19 protein-coding genes are annotated in these 23,905 nt (G+C 66.9%); 15 read left to right on the top strand and 4 right to left on the bottom strand.

The features are described from left to right. The first annotated feature begins 23 nt into the window (after nucleotides 1-23). The 7 genes from QKY98_RS09720 (at nucleotide 24) to QKY98_RS09750 (ending at nucleotide 8,645) form a co-directional block, all read left to right on the top strand. The gene (locus tag QKY98_RS09720; RefSeq protein WP_284670779.1) at nucleotides 24-1,637 is read left to right on the top strand and encodes a cytochrome ubiquinol oxidase subunit I; all 1,614 of its coding nucleotides are present in this window, start codon (nucleotides 24-26) and stop codon (nucleotides 1,635-1,637) included. A 10-nt stretch (nucleotides 1,638-1,647) separates the two neighbouring features. Beyond that, nucleotides 1,648-2,787 (top strand): cytochrome d ubiquinol oxidase subunit II, encoded by a 1,140-nt coding sequence (gene cydB / locus QKY98_RS09725; protein ID WP_284670780.1) that lies wholly within the window; start codon nucleotides 1,648-1,650, stop codon nucleotides 2,785-2,787. 23 nt (nucleotides 2,788-2,810) lie between these two features. Then, nucleotides 2,811-2,927, top strand: a complete 117-nt coding sequence (cydX, locus tag QKY98_RS09730; protein ID WP_007158843.1) for a cytochrome bd-I oxidase subunit CydX — start codon at nucleotides 2,811-2,813, stop codon at nucleotides 2,925-2,927. Then, the gene (locus tag QKY98_RS09735; protein WP_051399117.1) at nucleotides 2,914-3,210 is read left to right on the top strand and encodes a cyd operon YbgE family protein; all 297 of its coding nucleotides are present in this window, start codon (nucleotides 2,914-2,916) and stop codon (nucleotides 3,208-3,210) included. Before cydX ends, QKY98_RS09735 begins: the two co-directional genes overlap by 14 nt. Before the next feature lie 217 nt (nucleotides 3,211-3,427). Beyond that, entirely contained in the window at nucleotides 3,428-5,389 is a 1,962-nt protein-coding gene (locus QKY98_RS09740) for a methyl-accepting chemotaxis protein (protein WP_197852272.1), read from the top strand. 505 nt (nucleotides 5,390-5,894) lie between these two features. Further along, nucleotides 5,895-7,856 (top strand): methyl-accepting chemotaxis protein, encoded by a 1,962-nt coding sequence (locus tag QKY98_RS09745; RefSeq protein ID WP_284670781.1) that lies wholly within the window; start codon nucleotides 5,895-5,897, stop codon nucleotides 7,854-7,856. A gap of 156 nt (nucleotides 7,857-8,012) precedes the next feature. After that, the gene (locus QKY98_RS09750) at nucleotides 8,013-8,645 is read left to right on the top strand and encodes a LysE family translocator (RefSeq protein ID WP_074583044.1); all 633 of its coding nucleotides are present in this window, start codon (nucleotides 8,013-8,015) and stop codon (nucleotides 8,643-8,645) included. Here the strand turns inward: QKY98_RS09750 and QKY98_RS09755 are convergent. Continuing rightward, nucleotides 8,642-11,218, bottom strand: coding sequence for a bifunctional diguanylate cyclase/phosphodiesterase (locus QKY98_RS09755; RefSeq protein ID WP_044342810.1), 2,577 nt, complete (start codon nucleotides 11,216-11,218; stop codon nucleotides 8,642-8,644). The two genes, QKY98_RS09750 and QKY98_RS09755, sit on opposite strands and share 4 nt — an antisense overlap. Before the next feature lie 314 nt (nucleotides 11,219-11,532). Here QKY98_RS09755 and xdhA point away from each other — a divergent pair, with 314 nt between their 5' ends. Genes xdhA through guaD form a run of 4 tightly spaced genes read left to right on the top strand, consistent with a single transcriptional unit; the run spans nucleotide 11,533 to nucleotide 17,528 of the window. Further along, entirely contained in the window at nucleotides 11,533-12,972 is a 1,440-nt protein-coding gene (xdhA, locus tag QKY98_RS09760) for a xanthine dehydrogenase small subunit (RefSeq protein WP_284670782.1), read from the top strand. Then, the gene (gene xdhB / locus QKY98_RS09765) at nucleotides 12,965-15,364 is read left to right on the top strand and encodes a xanthine dehydrogenase molybdopterin binding subunit (protein WP_284670783.1); all 2,400 of its coding nucleotides are present in this window, start codon (nucleotides 12,965-12,967) and stop codon (nucleotides 15,362-15,364) included. Before xdhA ends, xdhB begins: the two co-directional genes overlap by 8 nt. Then, a complete protein-coding gene (xdhC, locus tag QKY98_RS09770; protein WP_042133517.1) occupies nucleotides 15,361-16,188 on the top strand; it encodes a xanthine dehydrogenase accessory protein XdhC in 828 nt (275 codons plus the stop codon). Before xdhB ends, xdhC begins: the two co-directional genes overlap by 4 nt. Before the next feature lie 35 nt (nucleotides 16,189-16,223). Next, nucleotides 16,224-17,528: a guanine deaminase gene (gene guaD / locus QKY98_RS09775; RefSeq protein ID WP_502945081.1), complete on the top strand. Its 1,305-nt coding sequence runs from the start codon at nucleotides 16,224-16,226 to the stop codon at nucleotides 17,526-17,528. Nucleotides 17,529-17,741: 213 nt separating this feature from the next. Here the strand turns inward: guaD and ptaA are convergent, their stop codons facing one another. Beyond that, a complete protein-coding gene (gene ptaA, locus QKY98_RS09780) occupies nucleotides 17,742-18,905 on the bottom strand; it encodes a pyoverdine biosynthesis transaminase PtaA (protein ID WP_074583054.1) in 1,164 nt (387 codons plus the stop codon). Nucleotides 18,906-19,048: 143 nt separating this feature from the next. Next, nucleotides 19,049-20,146, bottom strand: coding sequence for an NADH:flavin oxidoreductase/NADH oxidase (locus QKY98_RS09785; RefSeq protein WP_044342806.1), 1,098 nt, complete (start codon nucleotides 20,144-20,146; stop codon nucleotides 19,049-19,051). Nucleotides 20,147-20,253: 107 nt separating this feature from the next. Here QKY98_RS09785 and QKY98_RS09790 point away from each other — a divergent pair, with 107 nt between their 5' ends. Both QKY98_RS09790 and QKY98_RS09795 read left to right on the top strand, forming a co-directional pair. Next, nucleotides 20,254-20,577 carry an ArsR/SmtB family transcription factor gene (locus QKY98_RS09790; RefSeq protein WP_284670784.1) on the top strand — a complete coding sequence of 108 codons (324 nt, stop codon included), beginning with the start codon at nucleotides 20,254-20,256 and terminating at the stop codon, nucleotides 20,575-20,577. A 187-nt stretch (nucleotides 20,578-20,764) separates the two neighbouring features. Continuing rightward, a complete protein-coding gene (locus tag QKY98_RS09795) occupies nucleotides 20,765-21,811 on the top strand; it encodes an SGNH/GDSL hydrolase family protein (RefSeq protein ID WP_241809716.1) in 1,047 nt (348 codons plus the stop codon). A gap of 68 nt (nucleotides 21,812-21,879) precedes the next feature. On the opposite strand, the gene uraH is transcribed toward QKY98_RS09795, so the two are convergent. Then, entirely contained in the window at nucleotides 21,880-22,251 is a 372-nt protein-coding gene (gene uraH, locus QKY98_RS09800; protein ID WP_042133511.1) for a hydroxyisourate hydrolase, read from the bottom strand. Nucleotides 22,252-22,467: 216 nt separating this feature from the next. Here uraH and puuE point away from each other — a divergent pair, with 216 nt between their 5' ends. Continuing rightward, the gene (gene puuE, locus QKY98_RS09805; RefSeq protein ID WP_077172531.1) at nucleotides 22,468-23,376 is read left to right on the top strand and encodes an allantoinase PuuE; all 909 of its coding nucleotides are present in this window, start codon (nucleotides 22,468-22,470) and stop codon (nucleotides 23,374-23,376) included. Next, entirely contained in the window at nucleotides 23,373-23,885 is a 513-nt protein-coding gene (uraD, locus tag QKY98_RS09810) for a 2-oxo-4-hydroxy-4-carboxy-5-ureidoimidazoline decarboxylase (RefSeq protein WP_284670785.1), read from the top strand. The genes puuE and uraD overlap by 4 nt, the downstream gene beginning before the upstream one ends. Nucleotides 23,886-23,905 lie beyond the last annotated feature (20 nt).

Here is a 23,905-nt window from a genome sequence, read left to right on the forward strand (position 1 = left end):
CTTCGCTTGAGGAGATTGCCGGGATGATCTCGGAATCCGTCGTGGACCTGTCACGCCTGCAATTCGGCATGACCGCGCTGTATCACTTCATCTTCGTGCCCCTGACCCTGGGGCTGGTGGTGATCCTGGGGATCATGGAGTCGGTCTATGTGATGACCGGCAAACAGGTCTACAAGGACATGACCCAGTTCTGGGGCAAGCTGTTCGGCATCAACTTCGCCCTGGGCGTCACCACCGGCCTGACCATGGAGTTCCAGTTCGGCACTAACTGGGCCTACTACTCCCACTATGTCGGCGACATCTTCGGCGCGCCCCTGGCCATCGAGGGCTTGATGGCCTTCTTCCTCGAATCGACGCTGATCGGGCTGTTCTTCTTTGGCTGGGAGCGGCTGTCGAAAGGGCAGCACCTGCTGGTGACCTGGCTGGTGGCCCTGGGCTCGAATCTCTCCGCGCTGTGGATCCTGGTGGCCAACGGCTGGATGCAGAATCCGGTCGGTGCCGAATTCAACTACGTCACCATGCGCATGGAGCTGGTCGACTTCGGCGCTCTGCTGCTCAACCCCGTGGCCCAGGTGAAGTTCGTCCACACCGTGGCCTCGGGTTATGTCACCGGCGCCATCTTCGTCCTGGCGATCTCCAGCTACTACCTGCTCAAGGGCCGCGACATCGGCTTCGCCCGGCGTTCCTTCGCCGTGGCCGCCGCCTTCGGCATGGCCGCAGTCATCTCGGTGATCGTGCTGGGCGACGAATCCGGCTATCGCGTGGGCGAGGTACAGAAGGTCAAGCTGGCCGCCATCGAAGCCGAGTGGAACACCGAGGCAGCCCCTGCCTCCTTCACCCTGTTCGGGATCCCCAACCAGCAGGAGATGCGCACCGACTACGCGGTGAAGATCCCCTATGTGATGGGCCTGATCGCCACCCGCTCCACCACCGAGCAGGTCACCGGCATCAAGGATCTGGTCAAGCACTACGAAGAACGCATCCGCAGCGGCGCCCAGGCCTATGCCCTGCTGGAGCGCCTGCGCGCCGGCGACGACTCCGCCGTCACCCGCGCCGCCTTCGATGCCCGCAAGCATGACCTGGGCTATGGCCTGCTGCTCAAGAAATACACCAACGATCTGCCTGCCGCCTCCGACGAGCAAGTGCGCAAGGCCGCCCTGGACACCATCCCCAACGTGGCGAGCGTGTTCTGGACCTTCCGCATCATGGTCGCCAGCGGCGTGCTGATGCTGGCCCTGTTCCTCTGCGCCTTCTGGGCCTCGACCCGGCGCAACGAACTCAGGAAGCCCTGGCTGCTGAAGTGGGCGCTGTTCAGCTTGCCCCTGCCCTGGATCGCCACCCAGACCGGCTGGTGGGTCGCCGAGCATGGTCGCCAGCCCTGGACCATCAGCGAGGTGCTGCCCACCCACCTGTCGGCCTCGACCCTGGCCCCAGCCGACCTCTGGGGTTCCATCGGCGCCCTGGTCACCTTCTACACCCTGCTGCTGATCGTGGAGCTGTACCTGATGATCCGCTTCGCCCGCCTCGGCCCGAGCAGCCTGCATACCGGCCGCTACTTCCATGAACGCGCCGCCCAGGTCGGCGACGCCCTGCGCCAGGCTGCGGCGGCCAAGCCCGCTGCCCCGGCCAACGTCTGAGGAGACCGCCATGTTCGACTATGAAGTCCTCAAGCTCATCTGGTGGGTGCTGATCGGCGTGCTGCTGATCGGCTTTGCCCTCACCGACGGATTCGACATGGGGGCCATGATCCTCATGCCCCTGATCGGCAAGACCGACAAGGAACGCCGCGCCGCCATCAACAGCATCGCCCCGCACTGGGACGGCAACCAGGTGTGGTTCATCACCGCCGGCGGCGCCCTCTTCGCCGCCTGGCCGATGGTCTATGCCACCGCCTTCTCCGGACTCTACTGGGCGCTGCTGCTGGTGCTCTTCGCCCTGTTCCTGCGCCCGGTGGGCTTCGACTACCGCAGCAAGCTGGACAACAGCCGCTGGCGCAGCGCCTGGGACTGGGGCCTGTTCACCGGCAGCCTGGTCCCGGCGCTGGTGTTCGGCGTGGCCTTCGGCAATCTCTTCCAGGGCGTGCCCTTCCAGCTCGACGACACCCTCAGATCCACCTACAGCGGCAGCTTCTTCGCCCTGCTCAACCCCTTCGCGCTGCTCTGCGGCGGGGTCAGCCTGGCCATGCTCTGCGCGCATGGAGGCAGCTGGCTGATGCTGCGCACCCACCAGGCCCTGGGCGAGCGCGCCCGCCGCGCCACCGGCCTGTGCGCCCTGCTGCATCTCGCCACCTTCGGCCTCGCCGGCGTCTGGCTGGCCCATGGCATCGACGGCTACGTGCTGATCAGTCAGGGCGATCCGGGCACCGCCCTGAATCCGCTGCACAAGGTGGTCGCGGCCGGCAACCCGGGCTGGCTGGCCAACTACCATGCCCAACCGCTGACCCTGATCGCCCCGGTCGTGGCTGTACTCGGCAGCGTCCTCGCGCTGCTGGGCAGCAGCTGGCGTCAGGCCGGTCTGGCCTTTACCGGCACGGCCCTGGCCATCGTCGGCACCCTCGCCACCGCCGGCTGCGCGCTGTTTCCCTTCGTGCTGCCGTCGAGTCTGGATCCGGCCTCCAGCCTGACCGTCTGGGACGCCGTCTCCAGCCACAAGACGCTGGGCATCATGTTCGTCGCCGCGGCCGTCTTCGTGCCGCTCATCCTCGCCTACACCCTGTGGAGCTACGTCCGCATGTGGGGCAAGGTCGATGACCGCTTCATCGACGCCAACCCCCACGGCCTCTACTGATCAGCCTCTCAAGGAGACACGCCATGTGGTACTTCACCTGGATCCTCGGTGTCCTGCTCGCCGCGAGCTTCGGCATCATCAACGCCCTCTGGCTGGAAAGCACCCGGGAGCTGGACGTCCATGACGATGCCGAATGCTGAAGCCCTGCCCCGCGTCCACCCGCTGGGGCGGACGCTGTCCCTGCTGCTGGCGGCGCCCCTGGCCCTGCTGCTGCTGATCCACCCCGGGCTGATGCTCGACGCCAGCGGCCACTACAGCCATCCGCTGCTGATGGCGGTGATGCTGGGCGTGTCCGCCGGACTGGTCCACGGCGTCGGCTTCGTGCCGCGCCTGTGGCTCTGGCGCTTGGTGTTCGGGCCGGCGGTGGGCTGGCCGCTGCTGGTGCTCGGCTACGCCCTGCTCTTCAGGGCGCAGCTGGGCTGATCGATGTCTGACCCTAGCGCCCGGCCTCCCCGGGCGCAGCACGCACCACCCGGCGTACCGCCTGACATACAGCCTGGTGCACTCTCACTCGCACCACTGATTAACCTGACTATAAAGATTCGTCCCGGGGTGCCGACATAACCGCAATCGACCTCGCCCACGACGGCTGATCGCTTTGCCGCCGGCGCCCCTGCTGACCGCCTCAGAGAAGTCCACCATGCTCAGGAATGCCCCCCTAAGTACCAAGCTCCTGCTGATCCTGCTGCTGCCGCTGGCTGGCTTCCTGGTGATCTCGGGCCTCTACACCGCCGACCGCTACGAAACCTTCAAGGACATGGAGCACACGGTCACCGCCAGTGCCACGGCGCAACGCATCAGCGCCGTGATCACCAGCCTGCAGCGCGAACGCGGCGCCAGCGGCGTCTTTCTCGGCAGCGGCGGCAAGTCGATGCAGGACAAGCTGAAGACCTTCCGCCAGGACAGCGACAACGCCCATGGCGCACTCAAGACCCTCGCCAGCGGTAGCGATGCAAACATCCAGGCCCTGCTGCGTGCCCTGGACGGTCTGCCGGAGCTGCGCACCAAGGTCGACGGCCTGGCGCTCAACAGCACCCAGTCCGGTGCGGCCTACACCGACCTGATCAAGACGCTGATCGGCTATACCCATTCGCTGGAAGCCGGGGTCGACGATCCGGCCATCCTGCGCGCCCTGGGCGCCCTCAATCTGTTCGTCGAGATGAAGGAACGCGCCGGTCGCGAGCGGGTGCTCCTGGGTCTGGCCTTCAACCAGAATCGCTTCGACGCCAGCCTGCTGTCGCGCTTCGCCCGCAACCTGGGCGAATTCTCCGCCTATGCCGACGCCTTCCAGCGCAAGGCCACGCCCGAGTTCATCCGCCAGCTCGACGACACCTTCAAGCAACCCAGCGCCCAGGAAGTCAGCCGCCTGCAGCAACTGGCCTTTACCGTTCCCCTTGGCGACGCCCTGGGCGTCAAGCCGGAGGACTGGTTCAACCTGGCCACCCAGCGCATCGACCTGATGGGCAAGGTGGAGGCGGACCTCGGCGCCAGCGTCGGCGCCCAGGCCGAGCAGGCCCGCGCCAATGCCAGTCGCGACCTCTGGATCACCCTGGGCCTGGTACTGCTGGTGCTGGTGGCCGTCTCGGCGCTGGCCTGGGTGATCATCCGCAACATCAAGCAGGCGGTCGAACAGGTCAATGGCACCCTCACCCGCCTGGCCACCCGCGACCTCACCGCCCGTTGCGCCTATCAGGGCCGGGACGAGTTCGGCACCATCACCGGCAACCTCAACCAGATGAGCCAGGAGCTGGGCCAGGTCATCCAGGAGATCGGCGCGGCCACCGTCCAGGTCGCCACCGCTGCCGAGGAGGCTTCGGCGGTCGCCATCCAGACCAGCCAGAACGTCGCCCAGCAGCGCCTGGGCACCGATCAGGTGGCCACCGCCATCGCCGAGATGAGCGCCACGGTCAAGGACGTCGCCCGCAGCACCACCGAAGCCGCCGAGGGCTCGCGCCAGGTCGAGGGCAACACCAGCCAGGGTCGTCGCGAATTGCAGGCCACCATCGGCCTGGTGCAGGGGCTGTCGGTGCAGGCCGAACGGACCTCGGACATCATCGCCGAACTCAAGCACGAGAGCGACGCCATCTCCTCGGTGCTGGATGTGATCCGTGGCATCGCCGAGCAGACCAATCTGCTGGCGCTCAACGCCGCCATCGAAGCCGCTCGCGCCGGTGAGGCCGGGCGTGGCTTCGCCGTGGTGGCCGACGAGGTGCGCTCCCTGGCGCAAAAGACCCAGCAATCCACCGGCAGCATCCAGCAGATGATCAATAATCTGCAGACCGGCTCCGACCGCGCTACCCAGGCCATGCAGGAAACCCTGAGCCAGGTGCAGACCGGCGCCAGCAATGTGGTTCGCGCCGGCGAGCTGTTGGGCGAGATCGCCGAGGGCGTGACCCTGATCAACGATCGCACCATCCAGGTCGCCTCGGCCGCCGAACAGCAGAGCCAGGTCGCCGAAGAGATCAGTCGCAACGTCAACGACATCAACGACCTGGTGATCCAGGTCAGCGCCGGTGCCGAGCAGACCGCGGTCACCAGTCGCGAACTGGCGCGCCTCGCCGAACAGCAGCAGGCGCTGGTCGGCCGCTTCCGGGTGGCCTGACCCTAACCAGGCATTCGATGGCCAGCGAGGGGGACAGCTCGGGTTCCCCCTCGCTGGCCATCCGCTGCAACCCCGCCTTCCCGCTTCTCGCTGTTCTCTCCCGCCTCCCCGCGTTGCCCTGTCGTTGGGCTTGGTCGCCCTTCGGCACTGCCCAGCCTGCCCCCAACCCGGACGTCAGTGCTCTGTACCGAGTTCTACCGTGTGCCCCGGCTTGATCCTTCCACCGCAGGCCTTTGCCGCCATCACCTTTCAGCCCCGGTGGCGACTCCGCGGTTCCAGACGGAGCAGGGAATCGGCAACCAACACCCATGAACCGCTCTAGCACGCTACTTGCAGGCATTACAGCCGGTCATGCGCGCGCATCCGCCACCCGGGTATTTCTCCAAGCAACAGTCAGGCTTTGAGCAGCTGAATCCTGTCCGGCGATGCCTGCGCGGTGACCTCTCATGGAACCGATCCCTCGCGTCCCAGCAAGCGCGAGGGTCATCTCTTGAAGGACTGACCGATGCTGAAGAACGCCGCCCTGAGTACCAAGCTGCTGCTGATCCTGCTCCTGCCCCTGACCGGCTTTCTGCTGATTTGCGGTCTCTTCCTCAAGGAGCGCTACCAGACGCTGGAGAATCTCGATCACACCGTGACCGCCAGCGCCACGGCGCAAGACGTCAGCACCCTGATCACCAACCTGCAACGCGAACGGGGCGCCAGCGGCGCCTTTCTCAGCAGTGGCGGCACGGCCGTGCGTGACGACCTGCGAACCTATCGCCAGGACAGCGACCAGGCCCAAGGCGCCTTGCGCGCCCGGGTGGCCAGCGACGATACCGCCCTGCAACCCGTGCTGAAGCTCCTCGACGGCCTGCCCGGGGTACGCACCACCGTGGACGGCCTGACGATCAGCGGTACCCAATCCAGTGCCGCCTATACCGAGATGATCCAGGCGTTGATCGGCTACAACAGCAAGCTCGAAGCCGAAGTCGAGGATCCGGCGATCAAGCGCGCCCTGAATGCCCTGAATCTGTTCGTCGAGATGAAGGAAAGAGCCGGCCGCGACCGCGCGCTGCTGGGGATAGCCTTCAGCAGGAATCGGCTGGAATTGCCGCTACTGGTGCAGATCGCACGCAATCTCGGCGAATTCACCGCCTACGCCGACGCCTTCAGGCAGAGGTCCGCGCCCGAGGTGGTCCAGCGATTCGAGGACCTCCTCAAGCAGCCCGGTGCCCTGGAGCTGGCGCAGTTGCAGCGGCGTGCGCTCTACACGACGCCGGGCAGACCGCTCAATGTGCAGCCGGACACCTGGTTCGACCTGGCCACCCAGCGCATAGATCAGCTGGGCACCCTGGAAACGGAACTGGGCGCCAGCATCATCGCCACCACCGAACAGCTACGCGCCAGCGCCAGCCGCGATCTCTGGACCACCCTCGGCCTGATGCTGGTGCTGCTGGTGGCCGTTTCGGTGCTGGCGTGGCTGGTCATCCGCAACATCAGGCAGGCGGTCGAACAGGTCAACGGCACCCTCACCCGCCTGGCGACCCGCGACCTCAGCGCCCGTTGCGTCTACCAGGGTCGGGACGAATTCGGCACCATCACCGGCAACCTCAATCTGATGAGCCAGGAACTCGGCCAGGTCATCCAGGAGATCGGCGCGGCCACCCAGCAGGTCGCCACCGCCGCCGAAGAAGCCTCGGCGGTCGCCATCCAGACAAGCGAAAACGTGACCCAGCAACGCCTGGGCACCGATCAGATGGCCACCGCCATCGCCGAGATGAGCGCCACGGTCAAGGATGTCGCCCGCAGCACCAGCGAAGCCGCCGAGGGCTCGCGGCAGGTCGAGGCCAGCGCCCGCCAGGGTCGCCACGAATTGCAGGCCACCATCGGCCTGGTGCAGGGGCTGTCGGTGCAGGCCGAGCGCACCGCGCAGATCATCGCCGAACTCAAGCAGGAGAGCGACGCCATCTCCCTCGTGCTGGACGTGATCAATGGCATTGCCGGGCAGACCAATCTGCTGGCGCTGAATGCGGCCATCGAGGCGGCGCGCGCCGGTGAGGCCGGTCGCGGCTTTGCCGTGGTGGCCGACGAGGTACGCTCCCTGGCGCAAAAGACCCAGCAGTCCACCGGCAGCATCCAGCAGATGATCAGCCGCCTGCAGAGCGGCACCGACCGCGCCGCCCAGGCCATGCAGGAGACCCTCGGCCAGGTGCAGACCGGCGCCGGCAACATGCTCCGCGCCGGCGAATTGCTCAGCGAGATCGCCGAGGGCGTGACCCTGATCAACGATCGCAATATCCAGGTGGCCTCGGCCGCCGAGCAGCAGAGCCAGGTCGCCGAAGACATCAGCCGCAACGTCAGCGACATCCATGAGCTGGTCATCCAGGTCAGCGCCGGTGCCGAGCAGACCGCGGTCACCAGTCGCGAACTGGCCCGCTTGGCCGACGCCCAGCAGTCATTGGTGGGGCGCTTCCAGGTGGCCTGAGCCCCGCGCCGGCCGCTGTACGGTGGAAAAGCCGCCCCTCTGGATGGCGACGCCGGCGCGCCCTGTCGCCAGACTGGGCGCCGCTGTCAGCGACTGGTCGCCGGCAGCGCAGGACCGGCCAGCCCAGGACCGGCCACCAGACCGCCTGGAAACGCCATGGATACCTTTGCCCTCTACCTGCTGCTGTGCGGCCTCACCATTGCCAGTCCCGGTCCGGGCGTGCTGCTCACGGTCAACAACGCCCTGCTGCTGCAGTGGCGCGGCGCCCTGCCAGGCATCCTCGGTGTGGTGCTGGGCATCCTCCTGGTAGCCATTCTGTCCAGCACCGCGCTCGGCGCCCTGGTGAGCAGTTCGCCACGGGCGCTGCAGGGGCTGCAATTGCTTGGCGCGCTCTATCTGGGCTGGTTGGGTCTGAGTCGCCTGCGCCAGGACTCGCTTCCAGGCCAGCGGACCGGCACGACCCGGCCGGCGATCGGCGTCGCCAGACGCCTCCGGCAAGGGCTGCTGGTGTCCCTCACCAATCCCAAGCTGATCATCTTCTTTCTGGCGCTGTTTCCGCCCTTCATCCAGGCGGACCGCCCGGTGCTGCCGCAGCTGGTGCTGCTGGTGGCGAGCTTCTGCCTGTTGAGCCTCCTCATTCACTGCAGCTACGCCGGGGCCGCAGCAGCCTTGAGTACCCGCCTGACCGCGGGTTCCACCCTCGCGCGCCTGAACCGGGCGGCCGGCGGACTCTTTCTGCTGTTCGCCGCGCTGCTGCTGGGTGCGGCCCTGGGTGCTCCTAGTGCCTAGTGCCTGGTGGCGACCAGGGTGCGACTGGCGTCGTTGGACGCTTCCCGCGGCCGTGCCTGGTCCTGCCGCAAGGCGGCGAACCGCGCCTGAGACAGCGGTCGCTGCAGATGGAAGCCCTGGGCCTGGTCGCACCTGAGATCGGCGATGCGCGCCAGTTGGCCGGCGGTCTCGATGCCCTCGGCCACCACCGTGAGCGACAGCGCCCGCCCCATGCTGACGATGGCCTCGACGATGGCCGCGTTGCTCTCGCTTACCTCGATGTTGGAGACGAAGCTGCGATCGATCTTCAGGCAATCGAAGGGATAGGTGCGCAGATAGCTCAGCGAAGAATAGCCGGTACCGAAGTCGTCCATGGACAGCCGCACCCCCAGCGCCTTGAGCTTCTTCATCAACTCCAGGGCGCCCGCGGCGTCGTCCAGCAGGACGTTCTCGGTCAGCTCCAGCTCGACCCGCGCCGGATCGATGCCGGTGCGGTCGAGCACCTTGCGCACCCGCGCGACCAGATCGTCGCGCTGGAACTCCAGCGGCGACAGGTTGATGGACACGATCAGCTCCGGCTCCCAGACCACCGCCTGGCTGCAGGCTTCCTGCAGCACCCAGTCGCTCAGGCCGAGGATCAATCCGGTCTCCTCCGCCACCCCGATGAATTCGGCCGGTGCCAGGCGACCGCGCGTGGGATGGTTCCAGCGCACCAGCGCCTCGGCGCCCAGCAGGCGCTGGCTGCTGGCGTCGAATCGCGGCTGGAAATCCAGCTCGAATTCCAGCCGCTGCAATCCCAGGCGCAACTCGGTCTCCAGCTGGCGCCGCTCGAGGATGCGCTGGTTCATGGTGGGCTCATAGAACCTCAGGGTATTGCGCCCGGCGGCCTTGGCTTCGTACAGGGCGATGTCCGCATAGCGCAGCAGATCCTCGGCGCCATGGCCATCCTGGGGCGCCTGGGCGATGCCGATGCTCGCGCCGATATTGATATCGTGCTCGTCGATGCGCATGGTCCGGCCGATGCCCTCCAGCATCCGGTTGCACATCAGGCTCACCTGCTCGGCACTCAGGCAGCCGTTCACCGCGATCAGGAATTCATCGCCGCCGATGCGCGCGACCAGATCGCCCTCCCGGACGCTGGCGCGCAATTCGCGAGCGACCTGGCAGAGCACCTGATCGCCCGCCCCATGGCCGAGGGAGTCGTTGACCGGCTTGAAGCGGTCCAGGTCGAGGGCCAGCAGATGCAGCGGCTGACTGGCACTGACGCCCTCGGCGAAGCGCTGCGCCAGGTAGCGGTGCAGCTGATGACGATTGGCCAGTCCGGTCAGGGCGTCGTGCCGGCTGATGTGCTCGATGCGGGCCTTGGCCTCGATCTCCTCGGTCACGTCGCATACGGTGCCGCGAAAGCCGGCCAGCAGGCCGCCGCTGATGATGGGCTGCGCCGAGAGCTGGCAGTACCTGAGCTTGGCCTGGGCATCGCGCATCTCGCAGGGCAGCGGACGGCGGGTGCGGCCGGCCGCCAGCGGCGTCCGGGCCACCTCCTCGACCTGGCTCGGCGGGTAGCCCAGCAACTCGTGCAGCGGACGCCCCAGCCAGTCTTCGCGGCTGAAGCCGGTGACGGCTACGAAGCGCTCCGAGAGATAGACCAGTCGCTGTTCGGCGTCGCTCTCCCAGATCCAGTCGGACGAGGCCTCGGAAACGGTACGAAAGCGCTGCTCGCTGTGCCTCAGGGCATCTTCGGCCACGTCGGTCTGCCGCGCCGCCAGGGCGATCCGCCGGCGCAGGTACCAGACCAGCAGCAGCGCCAGGCCACACATGGTCGCCAGCAGCGGCACGAATTGCGTCAGCAGGCGATGCCCCATGCCATGCACCAGCCAGTGGAAGGTCACCGCGATACCCGGATCGGACCTCACCACCAGGGTCGGCCGCTCCGCCAGGGCGGGCAGGTCCCCGGGCTCCGCGGTCAGCCCGGGCAATTCGAAGGCGTGCCCGAGCTGGGCCAGCTTGTCCGGCGTGAGGATGTCGACGAACACCATATAGGACAGCCGCTTGAAGTCCTGGTAGGTCGCATCCGGGCGGATGACCGCGGCCAGCACGCTGGCCGGCTGGCCATCGATCAGGAAATAGCCCTGGGCATAGCCATCCTTGAGCGAGCGTTCCCGCGCCTGCGCCAGCAGCGCCGTCTGGTCGTCGCCGAGCCAGGTGTCCAGTTGCATCTTGCTGCGGCCGCCGCCAACCACGGCATAGCGGGTCACGCCATTGGGTGCCAGGATGAAGGCGCCGTTCACCCCGTAGCCGCTGTAGAGGGACGGCCCCACATTGTCCTCCTCGTAGGCCCAGTTGACGTCGACCTTCTTATTGGTCCGCGCATAGGCCTCCAGCCAGAAGGAATAATCGGTCAGCACCCGACCCAGTTTGTCCACCCGCGTTTCCAGCGCGCGCTGGGCGTCCGCCTCGCTGTGGTGGCGTTGCTGCTCGTCGATGCGCGCGCACAGGTCGAACAGCATCCAGCCCGCCAGGGCGAAGATGAGGGTGACCAGGGCGAAGAAGCCGAGGGAGGCCTGACGGGCGACACGATTGAGTTGGGTAGGCACGGGGGCGACCTGTTGCAACGGGTTGTACGAGGGTGCTGACGGCAGGCGGCCAGGCCGTAATCGTCTGCCTTTATATCGGCACTGCCTTGGGCGGCTTGAAGCCCCCGCATAAATATTCCGCAGAAGAGCTCGCTAGAGCGGCTGCTTTTGCACCATCCATGGGCGCAGCCGTACCGAGTGCGCCAGGACGGCGCAGCCTTTCCTGCCCCTCTTGCTCAAAAACGACAGAGGGGCGCCACTCACCCGGGCAAATGTTGACCTATCGGTCAGCTTTACCCACCATCAAGGCATTCGAGACCAGGTGGAGAGCGGCCGTGATCAGGTTTCTGCTGGACCAGGAGCTGCGCGTTGAAGAGCAGCTCGATCCCAACCTTACCGTGCTGCAGTACCTGCGCGAGCGCTGCGGCAAGACCGGCACCAAGGAAGGCTGCGCCTCGGGCGACTGTGGCGCCTGCACCGTGGTGCTGGCCGAGCCCGACGGCGACCAGCTGCGCTATCGCACCGTCAACAGCTGCCTGACCTTCGTCGCGGCACTGGACGGCCGGCAACTGATCAGCGTGGAAGACCTCAAGCACCAGGGCCGCCTGCACAGCGTGCAGCAGGCCATGGTCGACTGCCACGGTTCCCAGTGCGGCTACTGCACCCCTGGCTTCGTCATGTCGCTGTTCGCCTTGCAGAAGAACGTTGCCGCGCCGGATGACGCCGCCACCCACGAGGCCCTGGCCGGCAATCTCTGCCGCTGCACCGGCTACCGGCCGATCCTGGCCGCAGCCGAGCAGGCTTGCGCCGGCCGTCAGCCGGACCACTTCGATGCCCGCGAGCAGCAGACCCTGGAACGCCTCGAGACCCTGGCGCCAGCACCCGATACCCGGCTGCAGGGCGCCAACCGGCGCTGCCACAGCCCCACCACCCTGAGCGAACTGGCCGGTCTCTACCAAGCGCACCCCGAGGCGCGCTTGCTGGCCGGCGGTACCGACCTGGCCCTGGAAGTCACCCAGCAGCATCGCCGTCTGGAGACCCTGATCTACCTGGGCAACCTCCCGGAATTGCGCGGCGTCACCGTTGGCGACGATTCTATCGAGATCCGCGCCGCCACCCCGCTGGCCGACTGCGCCGCCGCCCTGGCCGCCGACTACCCGGACTTCGGCGCCCTGCTGCAGCGTTTCGCCTCCCTGCAGATCCGCAACCAGGGCACCCTGGGCGGCAATATCGGCAATGCCTCGCCCATCGGCGACAGTCCGCCCCTGTTGCTGGCCCTGGGCGCCAGCCTGCTGTTGCGCCAGGGTGAACGCCTGCGTGAACTGGCTCTGGACGATTTCTTTCTCGACTACCGCAAGACGGCCCTGGAGCCCGGCGAATTCATCCAGGCGATCCGGGTGCCGCGGGCGCGTGAGGGCCTGGTCTTTCGCGCCTTCAAGGTATCCAAGCGGCTGGACGACGATATCTCCGCGGTTTGCGCCGCCTTCGCGCTGGAGCTCGACCAGGACCACGTCGCGGCGGTACGCATCGCCTACGGCGGCATGGCGGCCACGCCCAAGCGTGCCGCTCACTGCGAGCAGGCGCTGCTCGGCCAGCTCTGGAATACCACGTCCATCGAACGCGCCGTCCAGGCCCTGGCCGAGGATTTTGCCCCGCTGTCGGATTTTCGCGCCAGTCGCGAATACCGCCTGCTGACGGCGCAGAATCTGCTGCGCAAATGTCACCTGGAGACCACCCAGCCCACGCTCGCCACGAGGGTCACCGCCCATGTCTAGCACCCTCCCTGTTCGCACCCCCGAGGAAATGGCCGCGGCCTTCGCCGCCGGCCTGGCCACCGGCGTCGGAAAATCGCTCAAGCACGAGAGCGCAGACAAGCATGTCAGTGGCGAGGCCCTGTATATCGACGATCGCCTGGAATTCCCCAACCAGTTGCACGTCTATGCGCGCATGAGCGAGCACGCCCATGCGCGGATCAAGCACATCGATCTCGCGCCCTGCTACGCGATTCCCGGCGTGGCCCTGGCCATCACCGCCGCCGACGTACCGGGCCAGCTGGACATCGGCGCCGTCCTCCCCGGCGATCCGCTGCTCGCCGATGGCGAGGTGCAGTACCTGGGCCAGCCGGTATTGGCGGTGGCCGCTACCAGCCTCGATGCCGCCCGCCGTGCGGCCCAGGCCGCCCTCATCGAATACGAGCCGCTGGAGGCCATCCTCGACGTCAAGGAAGCGCTGCGCCGCGAGCACTTCATCTCGCCCAGCCACAGCCACCACCTGGGTGACGCGGCCGCCGCCCTGGCCGCTGCCCCCCATCGTCTGCAGGGCGAACTGGCCATCGGCGGCCAGGAGCACTTCTACCTGGAAACCCAGGTGGCCTCGGTCATGCCCACCGAAGACGGCGGCATGCTGGTCTATTCCTCTACCCAGAATCCCACCGAGGTGCAGAAACAGGTGGCCGAGGTGCTCGGCGTCTCCATGAACAGGGTCACCGTCGACATGAGACGCATGGGCGGTGGCTTCGGCGGCAAGGAGAGCCAGGCCGGCATGCCGGCGGCGCTCTGCGCGGTGTTCGCCCATCTCACCGGGCGCCCGGTGAAGATGCGCCTGCCGCGGTTCGAAGACATGCACATGACCGGCAAGCGCCATCCCTTCCATGTCGAGTACGACGTCGGCTTCGACGACGACGGCCGGCTGCTGGGCATCCGCTTCGAACTGGCAGGCAACTGCGGCTATTCGCCGGACCTGTCCAACGCCATCATCGACCGCGCCATGTTCCATGCCGACAACGCCTACTTTCTCGGCAACGCCCAGATCACCGGCCACAGATGCAAGACCCATCTCGCTTCCAACACCGCCTACCGCGGCTTTGGCGGCCCCCAGGGCATGCTGGCCATCGAGAACGTCATGGACGCCATCGCCCGCCATCGCGGTCTCGATCCGCTGGAGGTCAGGCGGCGCAACTACTACGGCAAGGAGACGCGCAACCTCACCCACTACCACCAGGTGGTGGAAGACAATCTGCTCGAGGAGATGACCGCGGACCTGGCGGCCAGTAGCGACTATCAGGCGCGTCGTGCGGCCATCCGCGACTTCAACCGGAACAGTCCGGTACTGAAGAAGGGCCTGGCCCTGACCCCGGTGAAATTCGGCATCTCCTTCACCTCTTCCTTTCTCAACCAGGGCGGCGCCCTGGTCAATGTCTACACCGACGGCAGCATCCACCTGAACCACGGCGGCACCGAGATGGGCCAGGGGCTCAACACCAAGGTCGCCCAGGTGGTGGCCGAGGTCTTCCAGGTCGACATAGCCCGCATCCAGATCACGGCGACCAACACCGACAAGGTGCCCAACACCTCGCCCACCGCCGCCTCCAGCGGTACCGACCTCAATGGCAAGGCCGCGCAGAACGCGGCCCAAACCATCAAGGATCGCTTGATCGACTTCGCCAGCCGGCACTTCCACATCGGGCCCGAAGAGGTCGACTTCCGCAATGGCCATGTCAGGGTGCGCGATCGCCTGCTGAGCTTCGAGGAGCTGATCCAGCTGGCCTATGTCGGCCAGGTGTCGCTGTCCAGCACCGGCTACTACCGCACGCCCAAGATCCATTACGACCGCGACCAGGCCCGCGGTCGGCCCTTCTACTACTACGCCTTCGGCGCCGCCTGCTCCGAGGTGCTGATCGACACCCTCACCGGCGAATACCGGCTGCTGCGCACCGACATCCTCCACGACGTCGGCGCCTCCCTGAATCCGGCCATCGACATCGGCCAGGTGGAAGGCGGCTTCGTCCAGGGCCTGGGCTGGCTGACCATGGAAGAACTGGTGTGGAACGACGCCGGCAAGCTGCTCACCGCCGGTCCCTCCACCTACAAGATCCCGGCGGTGAGCGACGTGCCACCGGATCTGCGCGTGCGCCTTGTGGAGAATCGGCAGAATCCCGAGGCCACGGTGTTCCACTCCAAGGCCGTGGGCGAGCCGCCCTTCATGCTCGGCATCTCGGTGTGGTGCGCCCTGCAGGACGCCGTGGCCAGCGTGGCCGACTACCGCTTCCACCCGGCCCTGGACGCCCCGGCCACTCCCGAGCGGGTGCTCTGGGGCGTGGAGCGCATGCGCCGCCTGGCCGCCGAGAGCCAGGTCATACCCGTGACCGCCACGGAGGAACCGGCATGACCCCCAAACGTGGCTGGCTGGCCCTGCTGGCCGACTTCGAGGCACGCGGCGAACCCTGCGTGCTGATCACCGTGGCCGACGAACAGGGCTCCACACCCCGCGAGGCCGGCACCAAGATGCTGGTGGGGCGCGAGGAGCAGCACCTGACCATCGGTGGCGGTCATCTCGAATACCGCGCGGTGGACATCGCCCGGGAAATGCTCGCCGCCGGCACCCGCCAGCCGCGCCTGGAACGCTTCTCCCTGGCCGCCAGCCTCGGCCAGTGCTGTGGCGGCGTCACCACCCTGCTGTTCGAACCTCAGCTGGCGCAGGACGTCCCGGTGATCGTCTTTGGCGCCGGCCATGTCGCCCGGGCCTTGGTGCCGCTGCTGGCGGGATTGCCCTGCGCCGTGCGCTGGGTCGACTCGCGGCCCCAGGAGTTTCCCGCCGTCCTGCCCGCTGGCGTGGAAAAGATCGTTACCGACGAGCCGGTCGACGAGATCGCCCGCATGCCGGCGGGTGCCTACTACATCGTCATGACCCATAATCACCCCCTGGACCTGGAGCTGACCGACGCCATCCTCGCCCGCGGCGACCATGGCTACTTCGGCCTGATCGGCTCCAGGACCAAGTGGGCCAAGTTTCGCCACCGCCTCGCCGCCCGTGGCCACGGCGCCGACCGCCTGGCCACGGTTCGCTGCCCGCTGGGCCTGCCCGAGGTCCAGGGCAAGTTGCCGCTGGAGATCGCCATCGCCGTGGCCGGCGAGGTCATCGCCCACTACGGCCGCCAGGCCCAGCAGGCGGACCAGCCGCTGCGCCTGGTCAACGCCGTCGCGCCCAGCTGATCCCTTTTCCGCCGCTTCGTCTTTCAGAGATCGTTATGACTGCCATCGCCCATCGTGCCGCCCTGCTCCACAGCCTCGCCGACCCGGCCGAGGTGGGGCTGGACGCCTCCTACGAATACCACGCCGACGGCCTGCTGCTGGTCGCGGACGGCCGCATCCAGGCCATGGGTCCGGCCGCCGAACTGCTGCCCACCCTGCCAGCCGGCACCGAGGTGATCGAGCATCGCGATGCCCTGATCACCCCCGGCTTCGTCGACACCCATATCCACTATCCGCAGACCGGCATGATCGCCAGCTACGCCGAGCAGCTGCTGGACTGGCTGGACACCTACACCTTCCCCACCGAGGGCGCCTTCGCCGATCCGGCCAAGGCCGCCGAGGTGGCCGAGGTCTTCGTCGGCGAACTGCTGCGCAACGGCACCACCACCGCCCTGGTGTTCGGCAGTGTCCATCCGCAGTCGGTGGATGCCTTCTTCGAGGTCGCCGAACGCCTCGACCTGCGCATGATCGCCGGCAAGGTGCTGATGGACCGCAACGCCCCGGACTATCTGCAGGACACCGCCGAGTCCGCCTACACCGACAGCAAGGCGCTGATCCAGCGCTGGCACGGCAAGGGCCGGCTGCACTACGCCGTCACCCCGCGCTTCGCCCCCACCAGCACGCCGGAGCAACTGGAAGCCGCCGGCCGCCTGCTGGCCGAGCACCCGGACGTCTACCTGCACACCCACCTCTCCGAGAACCTCAAAGAGATCGACTGGGTGAAGGCGCTGTTCCCGGAGCGCAGCCACTACCTGGACGTCTACGACCACTTCCAGCTGCTCGGTCCGCGCTCGGTGTTCGCCCACGGCATCCACCTCTGCGACGCCGAATGCCAGCGCCTGCACGACACCGGTTCGGCGGTGGCCCACTGCCCCACATCCAATCTCTTCCTCGGTAGCGGGCTGTTCGATCTAGAGCGGATGGAAGCCTTCAAGGTCAATGTCGGTCTAGGTACCGATGTCGGCGCCGGCACCAGCTTCTCGCTGCTGCAGACCCTCGGCGAGGCCTACAAGGTGCAGCAACTGCGCGGCCATCGCCTGCACCCCTTCAAGTCGCTCTACCTGGCCACCCTCGGCGGCGCCCGCGCCCTGCGCCTGGACGACCGCATCGGCAGCCTGGCCCCCGGCCACGACGCCGACTTCGTGGTGCTCGACCTCAAGGCCACCCCGCTGCTCGACTACCGCCTGCAGCAGTCCAAGAGCCTGGAAGAAACCCTCTTCGTCCTCACCACCCTGGCCGACGACCGCGTGGTGCGCGAGACCCATGCCGCGGGTCGCCGGGTACACAGCCGCGACAGCTGAACCTGTTGGGCTTCGCCGCTGGAGCCGCCTCAACCCAACCTACCCATCAACGTAGGTTGGGTTGAGCCTAGCGAAGCCCAACAAACCCAAACGACCAAGCCCGAGCCTCGATCCGGTAGCGTGGAAAACCGCGCCGCGTTTTCCACTGGCAGGCCCGCGGCAGGGTGGATAAGGCTGCGCCGTTAGCCACCCTGCAAGCGCTTTATCGGCGGATCAGGCGAGCTGCGCCAATTGGCCACCCTGGCGTTCCAAGGGCGTGAATCCGGCCAGCGCCGTCGGGTCCTTGAGCACCGCGACGAAGGCTTCGCGGAAGGCCTTCATCTCATTCGGCAACCCGACGCTGACCCTTACCCAGGTCGGCCACGCCGGCCAGGTGCGACCGATGACGATGTTGCGCCTGGCCAGGGCGGCGATCACCTGCTGGCCCGGATGACCGGTATCGACCATGAAGCAGTTGCCCTGGGAGGCCGTGCAGGCGAAGCCCCGTTGACGAAGCCAGGCCAGGGTCTCGTCGCGCGTGGCGGCATTCTCCTTGCGGCGCTGCGCTACCAGCTGGCGATCCTCCAGGCTGGCCATGCCACCCAGCATGGCGGCGACCGGAATGGCATTCTCGCCGCCGAACACCTCCAGCTTGGCCAGCAAATCCGGTTTACCCACGGCGAAGCCCAGTCGGGCGCCGGCCATGCCGTAGAGTTTGGAAAAGGTCTGCAGGACCAGAACATCGTCATGCTGCGCGGCCAGGTCCAGGCAGCTCTTTTCGTTGCTCAGGTGGATATAGGCCTCGTCGATCATCACCACGCTACCCTTGGGGCGATTGGCGATGGCGAATTCGATGCGCTCGCGTGCCGTGACGGTGCCGGTGGGGTTGTTCGGATTGCAGATGTAGATGAGCCCGGCCTGGCTGTCCGCCGCCAGCATCGCGGGAATGTCGTGGGCATGGCTGGCGTCCAGCGGAACCTCGTGGACCGGTGCCCCCTTGGCTTTGGCTGCCACCATGGCCGCTTCGTAACTGGGGTTGGCCAGCACCAGGCTGCGGGGCCCGGTAAAGGCCATCACCGCGTACTGCAGGGGTTCGCTGGAGCCGCAAAAGGCGTGTACATGATCCTTCGGCAAGCCGTGCTGGCGGGCGAACAGCTCGATCAGCTGCTGCTGATACTCGAAGTGATAACGGCCACTCAGGGCCGCCCCTCGCTGCATGGCGGCCACGGCCTTGGGCGAAGGTCCCAGCGGATTCTCGTTGTAGTTGATCAGCACCTTTTCCCGCACGGGCGGCGCGGCCGTATCCGCGGCAGCCAGACGGGACCAGCCCACCAGCGGAACTGCGGCGGAGGCCAGGGTGGCCAGGCTGACGAAGGAGCGACGAGACATCTCGGACATGACAATTTTCCCTGTATGACGATAGAGCAGCGATGGATCGCTTTGACGTCATGCAAGGTGCGGGCCTAACGATTAGCTAGCTATCATACTGGCCACTCGCCAGTAGAAATGGCCGCCGGTCCGCGGCGGCCATTTCTTCAGCCTCAACTGGTGCGATAGCGCTCCAGCCAGTGGGCGTAGGGCGCCGGCAGCACCCAGGACGGCTTGTCGACGCCCAGGGCCTTGGCCGCATAGTAGGGCCAGTGCGGATCGGCCAGGTGGGCGCGACCCACCATCACCAGATCCAGCTGCTCGTCGGCCACCACCTGGTTGGCCAGGGCCGGGGTGTCGATGTTCCAGGCCGAGGCCACCTTGAGCCCGGTCGCCTTGCGCACCTGCTCGGTGATGGGCGCCAGCAGGCCCGAGCCCCAGGGGATGTTGGCGGTCGGGGTGGAGAAGCCGATGCTGACGCTCAGCAGGTCCAGGCCTTCGCGCTTGAAGCCCTGGGCCAGCTCGATGGATTCGGCCAGCGTCTCTTCGTCGCGACCGTCGTATTCGATCACGCCGAAACGCGCGGTCAGCGGCAGGTGCTCCGGCCAGACCTGGCGCACCGCGGCCAGGGTTTCCAGCAGGAAGCGGCTGCGGCCGGCGAGGTCGCCGCCGTACTGGTCGTCACGCTGGTTGGAGTGCACCGAGAAGAAGCTCTGCGCCAGGTAGCCGTGGGCGAAATGCAGTTCCAACCACTCGAAGCCGGCCTCGTAGGCCCGCTTGGCGGCATCAACGAAGTCCTGACGGACCCGGGCGATGTCGTCCAGGGTCATGGCCTTGGGGACCTTGGGCAGGTTGGCGCCAAAGGCCACGGCGGACGGGGCTATGGTGTCCCAGCCGCGGGCGTCGTCGGCGGCGATATGGTCGTCACCTTCCCAGGGTCGATTGGCGCTGGCCTTGCGACCGGCGTGGGCGATCTGGATGCCCGGTACCGAACCGGCGGCCTTGATCGCCTGGACCACCGGCACGAAGGCCTGGGCATGGGCGTCCGACCAGATGCCGGCGCAGCCGGGCGTGATGCGGCCTTCCGGCGAGACCGCCGTGGCCTCGACGACGACCAGACCCGCACCGCCACGGGCCAGGCCGGCATAGTGGACCTGGTGCCAGTCGTTGATGACGCCGTCCACGGCGCTGTACTGGCACATGGGCGGAATGGCGATGCGGTTGCGCAGCGTCACGTCCTTGAGGGTGAAGGGTTGGAACAATGCGGACATCTGAGCGGTCTCCCGTATGGTGACAAGGTGTACGTCGAAATCTTGTTCGTTAATTCGATATTAATCGAACATAACATAATCGCCAACCCCCGGTGTATGATTGGCGCATGCGCCCTTTCAAACATCCCAGTCCCGACGAATTTTCCCTTGAGCGTCTGTTCCACGCGCTCAGCGATCCCGTGCGCCTGGATATCGTCCGCTATCTGGCGCGGGTCGCCGAGGCCACCTGTGGCGAACTCGACGGCGGCCGTCCCAAGTCCAGCATGTCGCATCACTTCCGTGTCCTGCGCGACGCCGGCCTGGTGTATACCCGCAACGCCGGTACCACGCACATGAACCAGTTGCGGCGCGAAGACCTGGATCAGCGCTTCCCCGGTCTGATGGCAGCCATCCTGGCGCAGTCTTCCGATCCCGTCGCCAAGCCGGACTGACCCACCCTGAATGGCAGCGGGCGGGCCGCAATCGCCCCGTCCCACCCGAGGTCCTTGCCTGTCGTCGCCTGCCGTCTCGGCTGGTCCGGGCGCGGGGAACTCTCCGCCGTTTTTTCCGCTCTTCCCGGTATGAAGGTTGCAACAGGCACGGGCAGCACAGACGCTGGGCGCTGCCGGGAGGTAGAGGATGGGCAAGCACTGGGGATTGGCGACCGCACTGGCGGGTGTCGCCGCGCTACTCGCCCTCGTACCCAGCCCCGAGCCCATCGCCGAGGCGCGGGGTATCCAGAGGGTCATCGCCTTTGGTGACAGCCTCATGGACTGCGGCACCTTCGGCCACATCTATGCGACCAATCCGGGGCGTACCTACCCGCAGGAAATCGCCGACGCCTACGGCATCGAGCTGGGTCCCAATCGTCAGGTGGAAGGCTATGGCCACGAGGGGCCGAGCGACCCCGACGGTCTCTGCTACGCCGAGGGCGGCGCCGTGACCGGCAGCTTCACCGAGCCGGGCTTCGACCACAACGAGGCGCCACTGGCCTTTTCCCAACAGATCCGCAACTTCGAGATGCAGCATGGCCGCTTCCGCCAGCAGGACCTGGTGCTGGTGCAGATCGGCGGCAATGACATCATCGGCCCCTTCTACGACAAGAAGCTCAAGGCCGCGCTGATGGCCGACGCCCCACTGCCCCCGGAGGTCCGCGAACAGGTCGAGGCGCGGATCAGGCATACCGCCCTGAACGAGGTCAAGCTGCTGCGCTATCTGCTGAGCCTGGGTGCCCAGCGGCTGGTGGTGCTCAACAACACCGACTACGGCAAGGCGCCCTATCTCGAGCCCTGGACCGAGCAGGTGGCCCAGCGCAACCATGATCTGGTCAAGCTCTACAACGATACCCTGCAGGCCAACCTGCCGGCCGGAGACCGCCTGCTGCTGGTGGATGCCTACCGGGTAATGGAAGAGGTCTTTGCTCACTACGGCAACTACGGCTTCACCCATGCCGAAGGGGATGCCTGTCTCCCCGGTCGCGAATTCTGCGATCCGGACAGCTACGTCGAACCGGGCGCCGACCAGGCCTATATCTTTGGCGCCCGCGGGCATTTCGCCAGCCGTACCCACAGCATGCTGGCCCAGGTGGTGCTGGAACGCATCGCCCAGACCTGGCCCGGCAGTGCCGTGCCGGATCGTCCGCTGCTCGCCACCGCGCGACTCAACACCGAGCCGACCATCCACTAGCGCCGCGGACCTACGCCCTACCCTGGTGCCGATTCGGGCGCAAGCGCACCGCCGCGGAGCAGTTGCCGCTAGCTGCCGCGGTAGGTCGAGTAGCTGTAGGGGGAGACCAGCAGCGGCACATGGTAATGCGCGCCCTCGTCGGCGAGGCCGAAGCGCAGGACCACGGTATCGAGAAAGGCCGGCTCATCCAGCGCCACCTGGCGGCGCCGGTAGTAGGCGCCCACCTCGAACTCCAGCTCATAGACTCCCGCCGTGAAGGCGTCGCCCTGCAACAGCGGCGTATCGCTGCGGCCATCAGCGTTGGTCCGCCCTTCACCCAGGGCCTGTCGCGCGGCCCCCTCCAGACGGTACAGGCGAAAGACGATATCTGCGCCCGGACAGCCACCGGCGGTGTCCAGCACATGGGTCGTCAGGTAACCGCCAGGGGAAGAAACGGACATGGGAGCGCTCCTGCAGGGTGATGAGCCAGCCTAACAGTTTTTCAGCCAGCGATTGTATACAGCCCTGCCAGAGGCACTGTCTGCGGCCCGGGCGCGTTCCAGCCGGCCGAAAGTCTTCAGACCGGTCAGACCAGTTAGGCAGGATTCTTGCTGGGACTCGGCAAAGGTCTCCAAACATTGTATACAAAACATCTCGACTGCCAGGATGCCCCTTCCATGACCTATCCCCGTGATCTCATCGGCTATGGCGCCCAGCCGCCTCACCCCCGCTGGCCGGGTGACGCCCGCATCGCCCTGTCCTTCGTGCTCAATTACGAAGAGGGTGGCGAGCGCAACATCCTCCACGGCGACAAGGAGTCCGAGGCCTTCCTTTCCGAGATGGTCGCCGCCCAGCCGTTGCCGGGCGTCCGCAACATGTCCATGGAGTCGCTCTACGAATACGGCAGTCGCGCCGGCGTCTGGCGCATCCTGGAACTGTTCGCCAGGCACCAGGTGCCCCTGACCATCTTTGCCGTGGCCATGGCCGCCGAGCGCCACCCCGAGGTCATCCGCGCCATGGTCCAGGCCGGCCACGAGATCTGCAGCCACGGCTATCGCTGGATCGACTACCAGTACATGGACGAAGCCGAGGAGCGCGCCCATCTGCAGCGCGCCATCGAGATCCTCACCGAACTGACCGGCGAACGACCGCTGGGCTGGTACACCGGCCGGACCGGTCCCAATACCCGGCGCCTGGTGATGGAGGAAGGCGGCTTCCTCTACGACAGCGACACCTACGACGACGACCTGCCCTATTGGGAACCCGATACGCCCACCGGCAAGCCACACCTGGTGATCCCCTACACCCTGGACACCAACGACATGAGATTCACCCAGGTCCAGGGTTTCCACACCGCCGAGCAATTCTTCCAGTACCTCAAGGACGCCTTCGACACCCTCTACGAAGAAGGCGCCAGCGCGCCCAAGATGCTTTCCATCGGTCTGCATTGCCGGCTGATCGGTCGCCCCGGTCGCCTGGTGGGCCTCAAGCGCTTCCTCGAATACGCCCAGAGCCATGAGCGCGTCTGGTTCGCCCGTCGGGTGGACATCGCCCGTCACTGGCACCGGGAGCATCCGCCGGCATGAGCACCTTCCAGACCGTCACCCCCAGCCAGCTGGAGCGCGCTGCCTTCGTCGCGACCTTTGGCGGCATCTACGAGCATTCCGCCTGGGTCGCCGAGCGCGCCTTCGACGAGGGCCAGCCGTTGCCGGACAGCGTCGAAGCCCTGCACCAGCGCCTCGCCGCCCAGGTCGCCCGCGCCAGCCAAGCCGAACAGCTGGCGCTGATCCAGGCGCACCCGGATCTCGCCGGACGCGCCGCCCTGGCTGGAGAACTGACCGCCGCCAGCAGTGGCGAACAGGCCGGCGCCGGCCTCGATCAATGCACCCCGGAGGAACTCGAACGCTTCACCCGCCACAACGAGGCCTACCGCGCCAAATTCGGCTTCCCCTTCATCATGGCGGTGAAGGGCAGCAACCGGCACCTGATCCTGGCCGCCTTCGAGGAACGCCTGCCCAACAGTCCGGAGCAGGAATTCCAGCGCGCCCTGGCCGAGATCGACCGCATCGCCCTCTTCCGCCTGCAGACCCTCTGACCCCTCCCCCGACAAGAGCA

The sequence above is a fragment of the Pseudomonas sp. HR1 genome, assembly GCF_030175875.1.
Classification (GTDB): domain Bacteria; phylum Pseudomonadota; class Gammaproteobacteria; order Pseudomonadales; family Pseudomonadaceae; genus Chryseomonas; species Chryseomonas oryzihabitans.

Coding starts and splice junctions, on each gene's coding strand:
- cydB (WP_284670780.1), top strand. CDS start 1,648: ATGTTCGACTATGAAGTCCTCAAGCTCATCTGGTGGGTGCTGATCGGC.
- QKY98_RS09745 (WP_284670781.1), top strand. CDS start 5,895: ATGCTGAAGAACGCCGCCCTGAGTACCAAGCTGCTGCTGATCCTGCTC.
- xdhC (WP_042133517.1), top strand. CDS start 15,361: ATGACCCCCAAACGTGGCTGGCTGGCCCTGCTGGCCGACTTCGAGGCA.
- QKY98_RS09790 (WP_284670784.1), top strand. CDS start 20,254: ATGCGCCCTTTCAAACATCCCAGTCCCGACGAATTTTCCCTTGAGCGT.
- uraD (WP_284670785.1), top strand. CDS start 23,373: ATGAGCACCTTCCAGACCGTCACCCCCAGCCAGCTGGAGCGCGCTGCC.
- QKY98_RS09750 (WP_074583044.1), top strand. CDS start 8,013: ATGGATACCTTTGCCCTCTACCTGCTGCTGTGCGGCCTCACCATTGCC.
- uraH (WP_042133511.1), bottom strand. CDS start 22,251: ATGTCCGTTTCTTCCCCTGGCGGTTACCTGACGACCCATGTGCTGGAC.
- QKY98_RS09795 (WP_241809716.1), top strand. CDS start 20,765: ATGGGCAAGCACTGGGGATTGGCGACCGCACTGGCGGGTGTCGCCGCG.
- QKY98_RS09740 (WP_197852272.1), top strand. CDS start 3,428: ATGCTCAGGAATGCCCCCCTAAGTACCAAGCTCCTGCTGATCCTGCTG.
- xdhB (WP_284670783.1), top strand. CDS start 12,965: ATGTCTAGCACCCTCCCTGTTCGCACCCCCGAGGAAATGGCCGCGGCC.
- puuE (WP_077172531.1), top strand. CDS start 22,468: ATGACCTATCCCCGTGATCTCATCGGCTATGGCGCCCAGCCGCCTCAC.
- QKY98_RS09720 (WP_284670779.1), top strand. CDS start 24: ATGATCTCGGAATCCGTCGTGGACCTGTCACGCCTGCAATTCGGCATG.
- QKY98_RS09785 (WP_044342806.1), bottom strand. CDS start 20,146: ATGTCCGCATTGTTCCAACCCTTCACCCTCAAGGACGTGACGCTGCGC.
- QKY98_RS09735 (WP_051399117.1), top strand. CDS start 2,914: ATGCCGAATGCTGAAGCCCTGCCCCGCGTCCACCCGCTGGGGCGGACG.
- cydX (WP_007158843.1), top strand. CDS start 2,811: ATGTGGTACTTCACCTGGATCCTCGGTGTCCTGCTCGCCGCGAGCTTC.
- ptaA (WP_074583054.1), bottom strand. CDS start 18,905: ATGTCCGAGATGTCTCGTCGCTCCTTCGTCAGCCTGGCCACCCTGGCC.
- guaD (WP_502945081.1), top strand. CDS start 16,224: ATGACTGCCATCGCCCATCGTGCCGCCCTGCTCCACAGCCTCGCCGAC.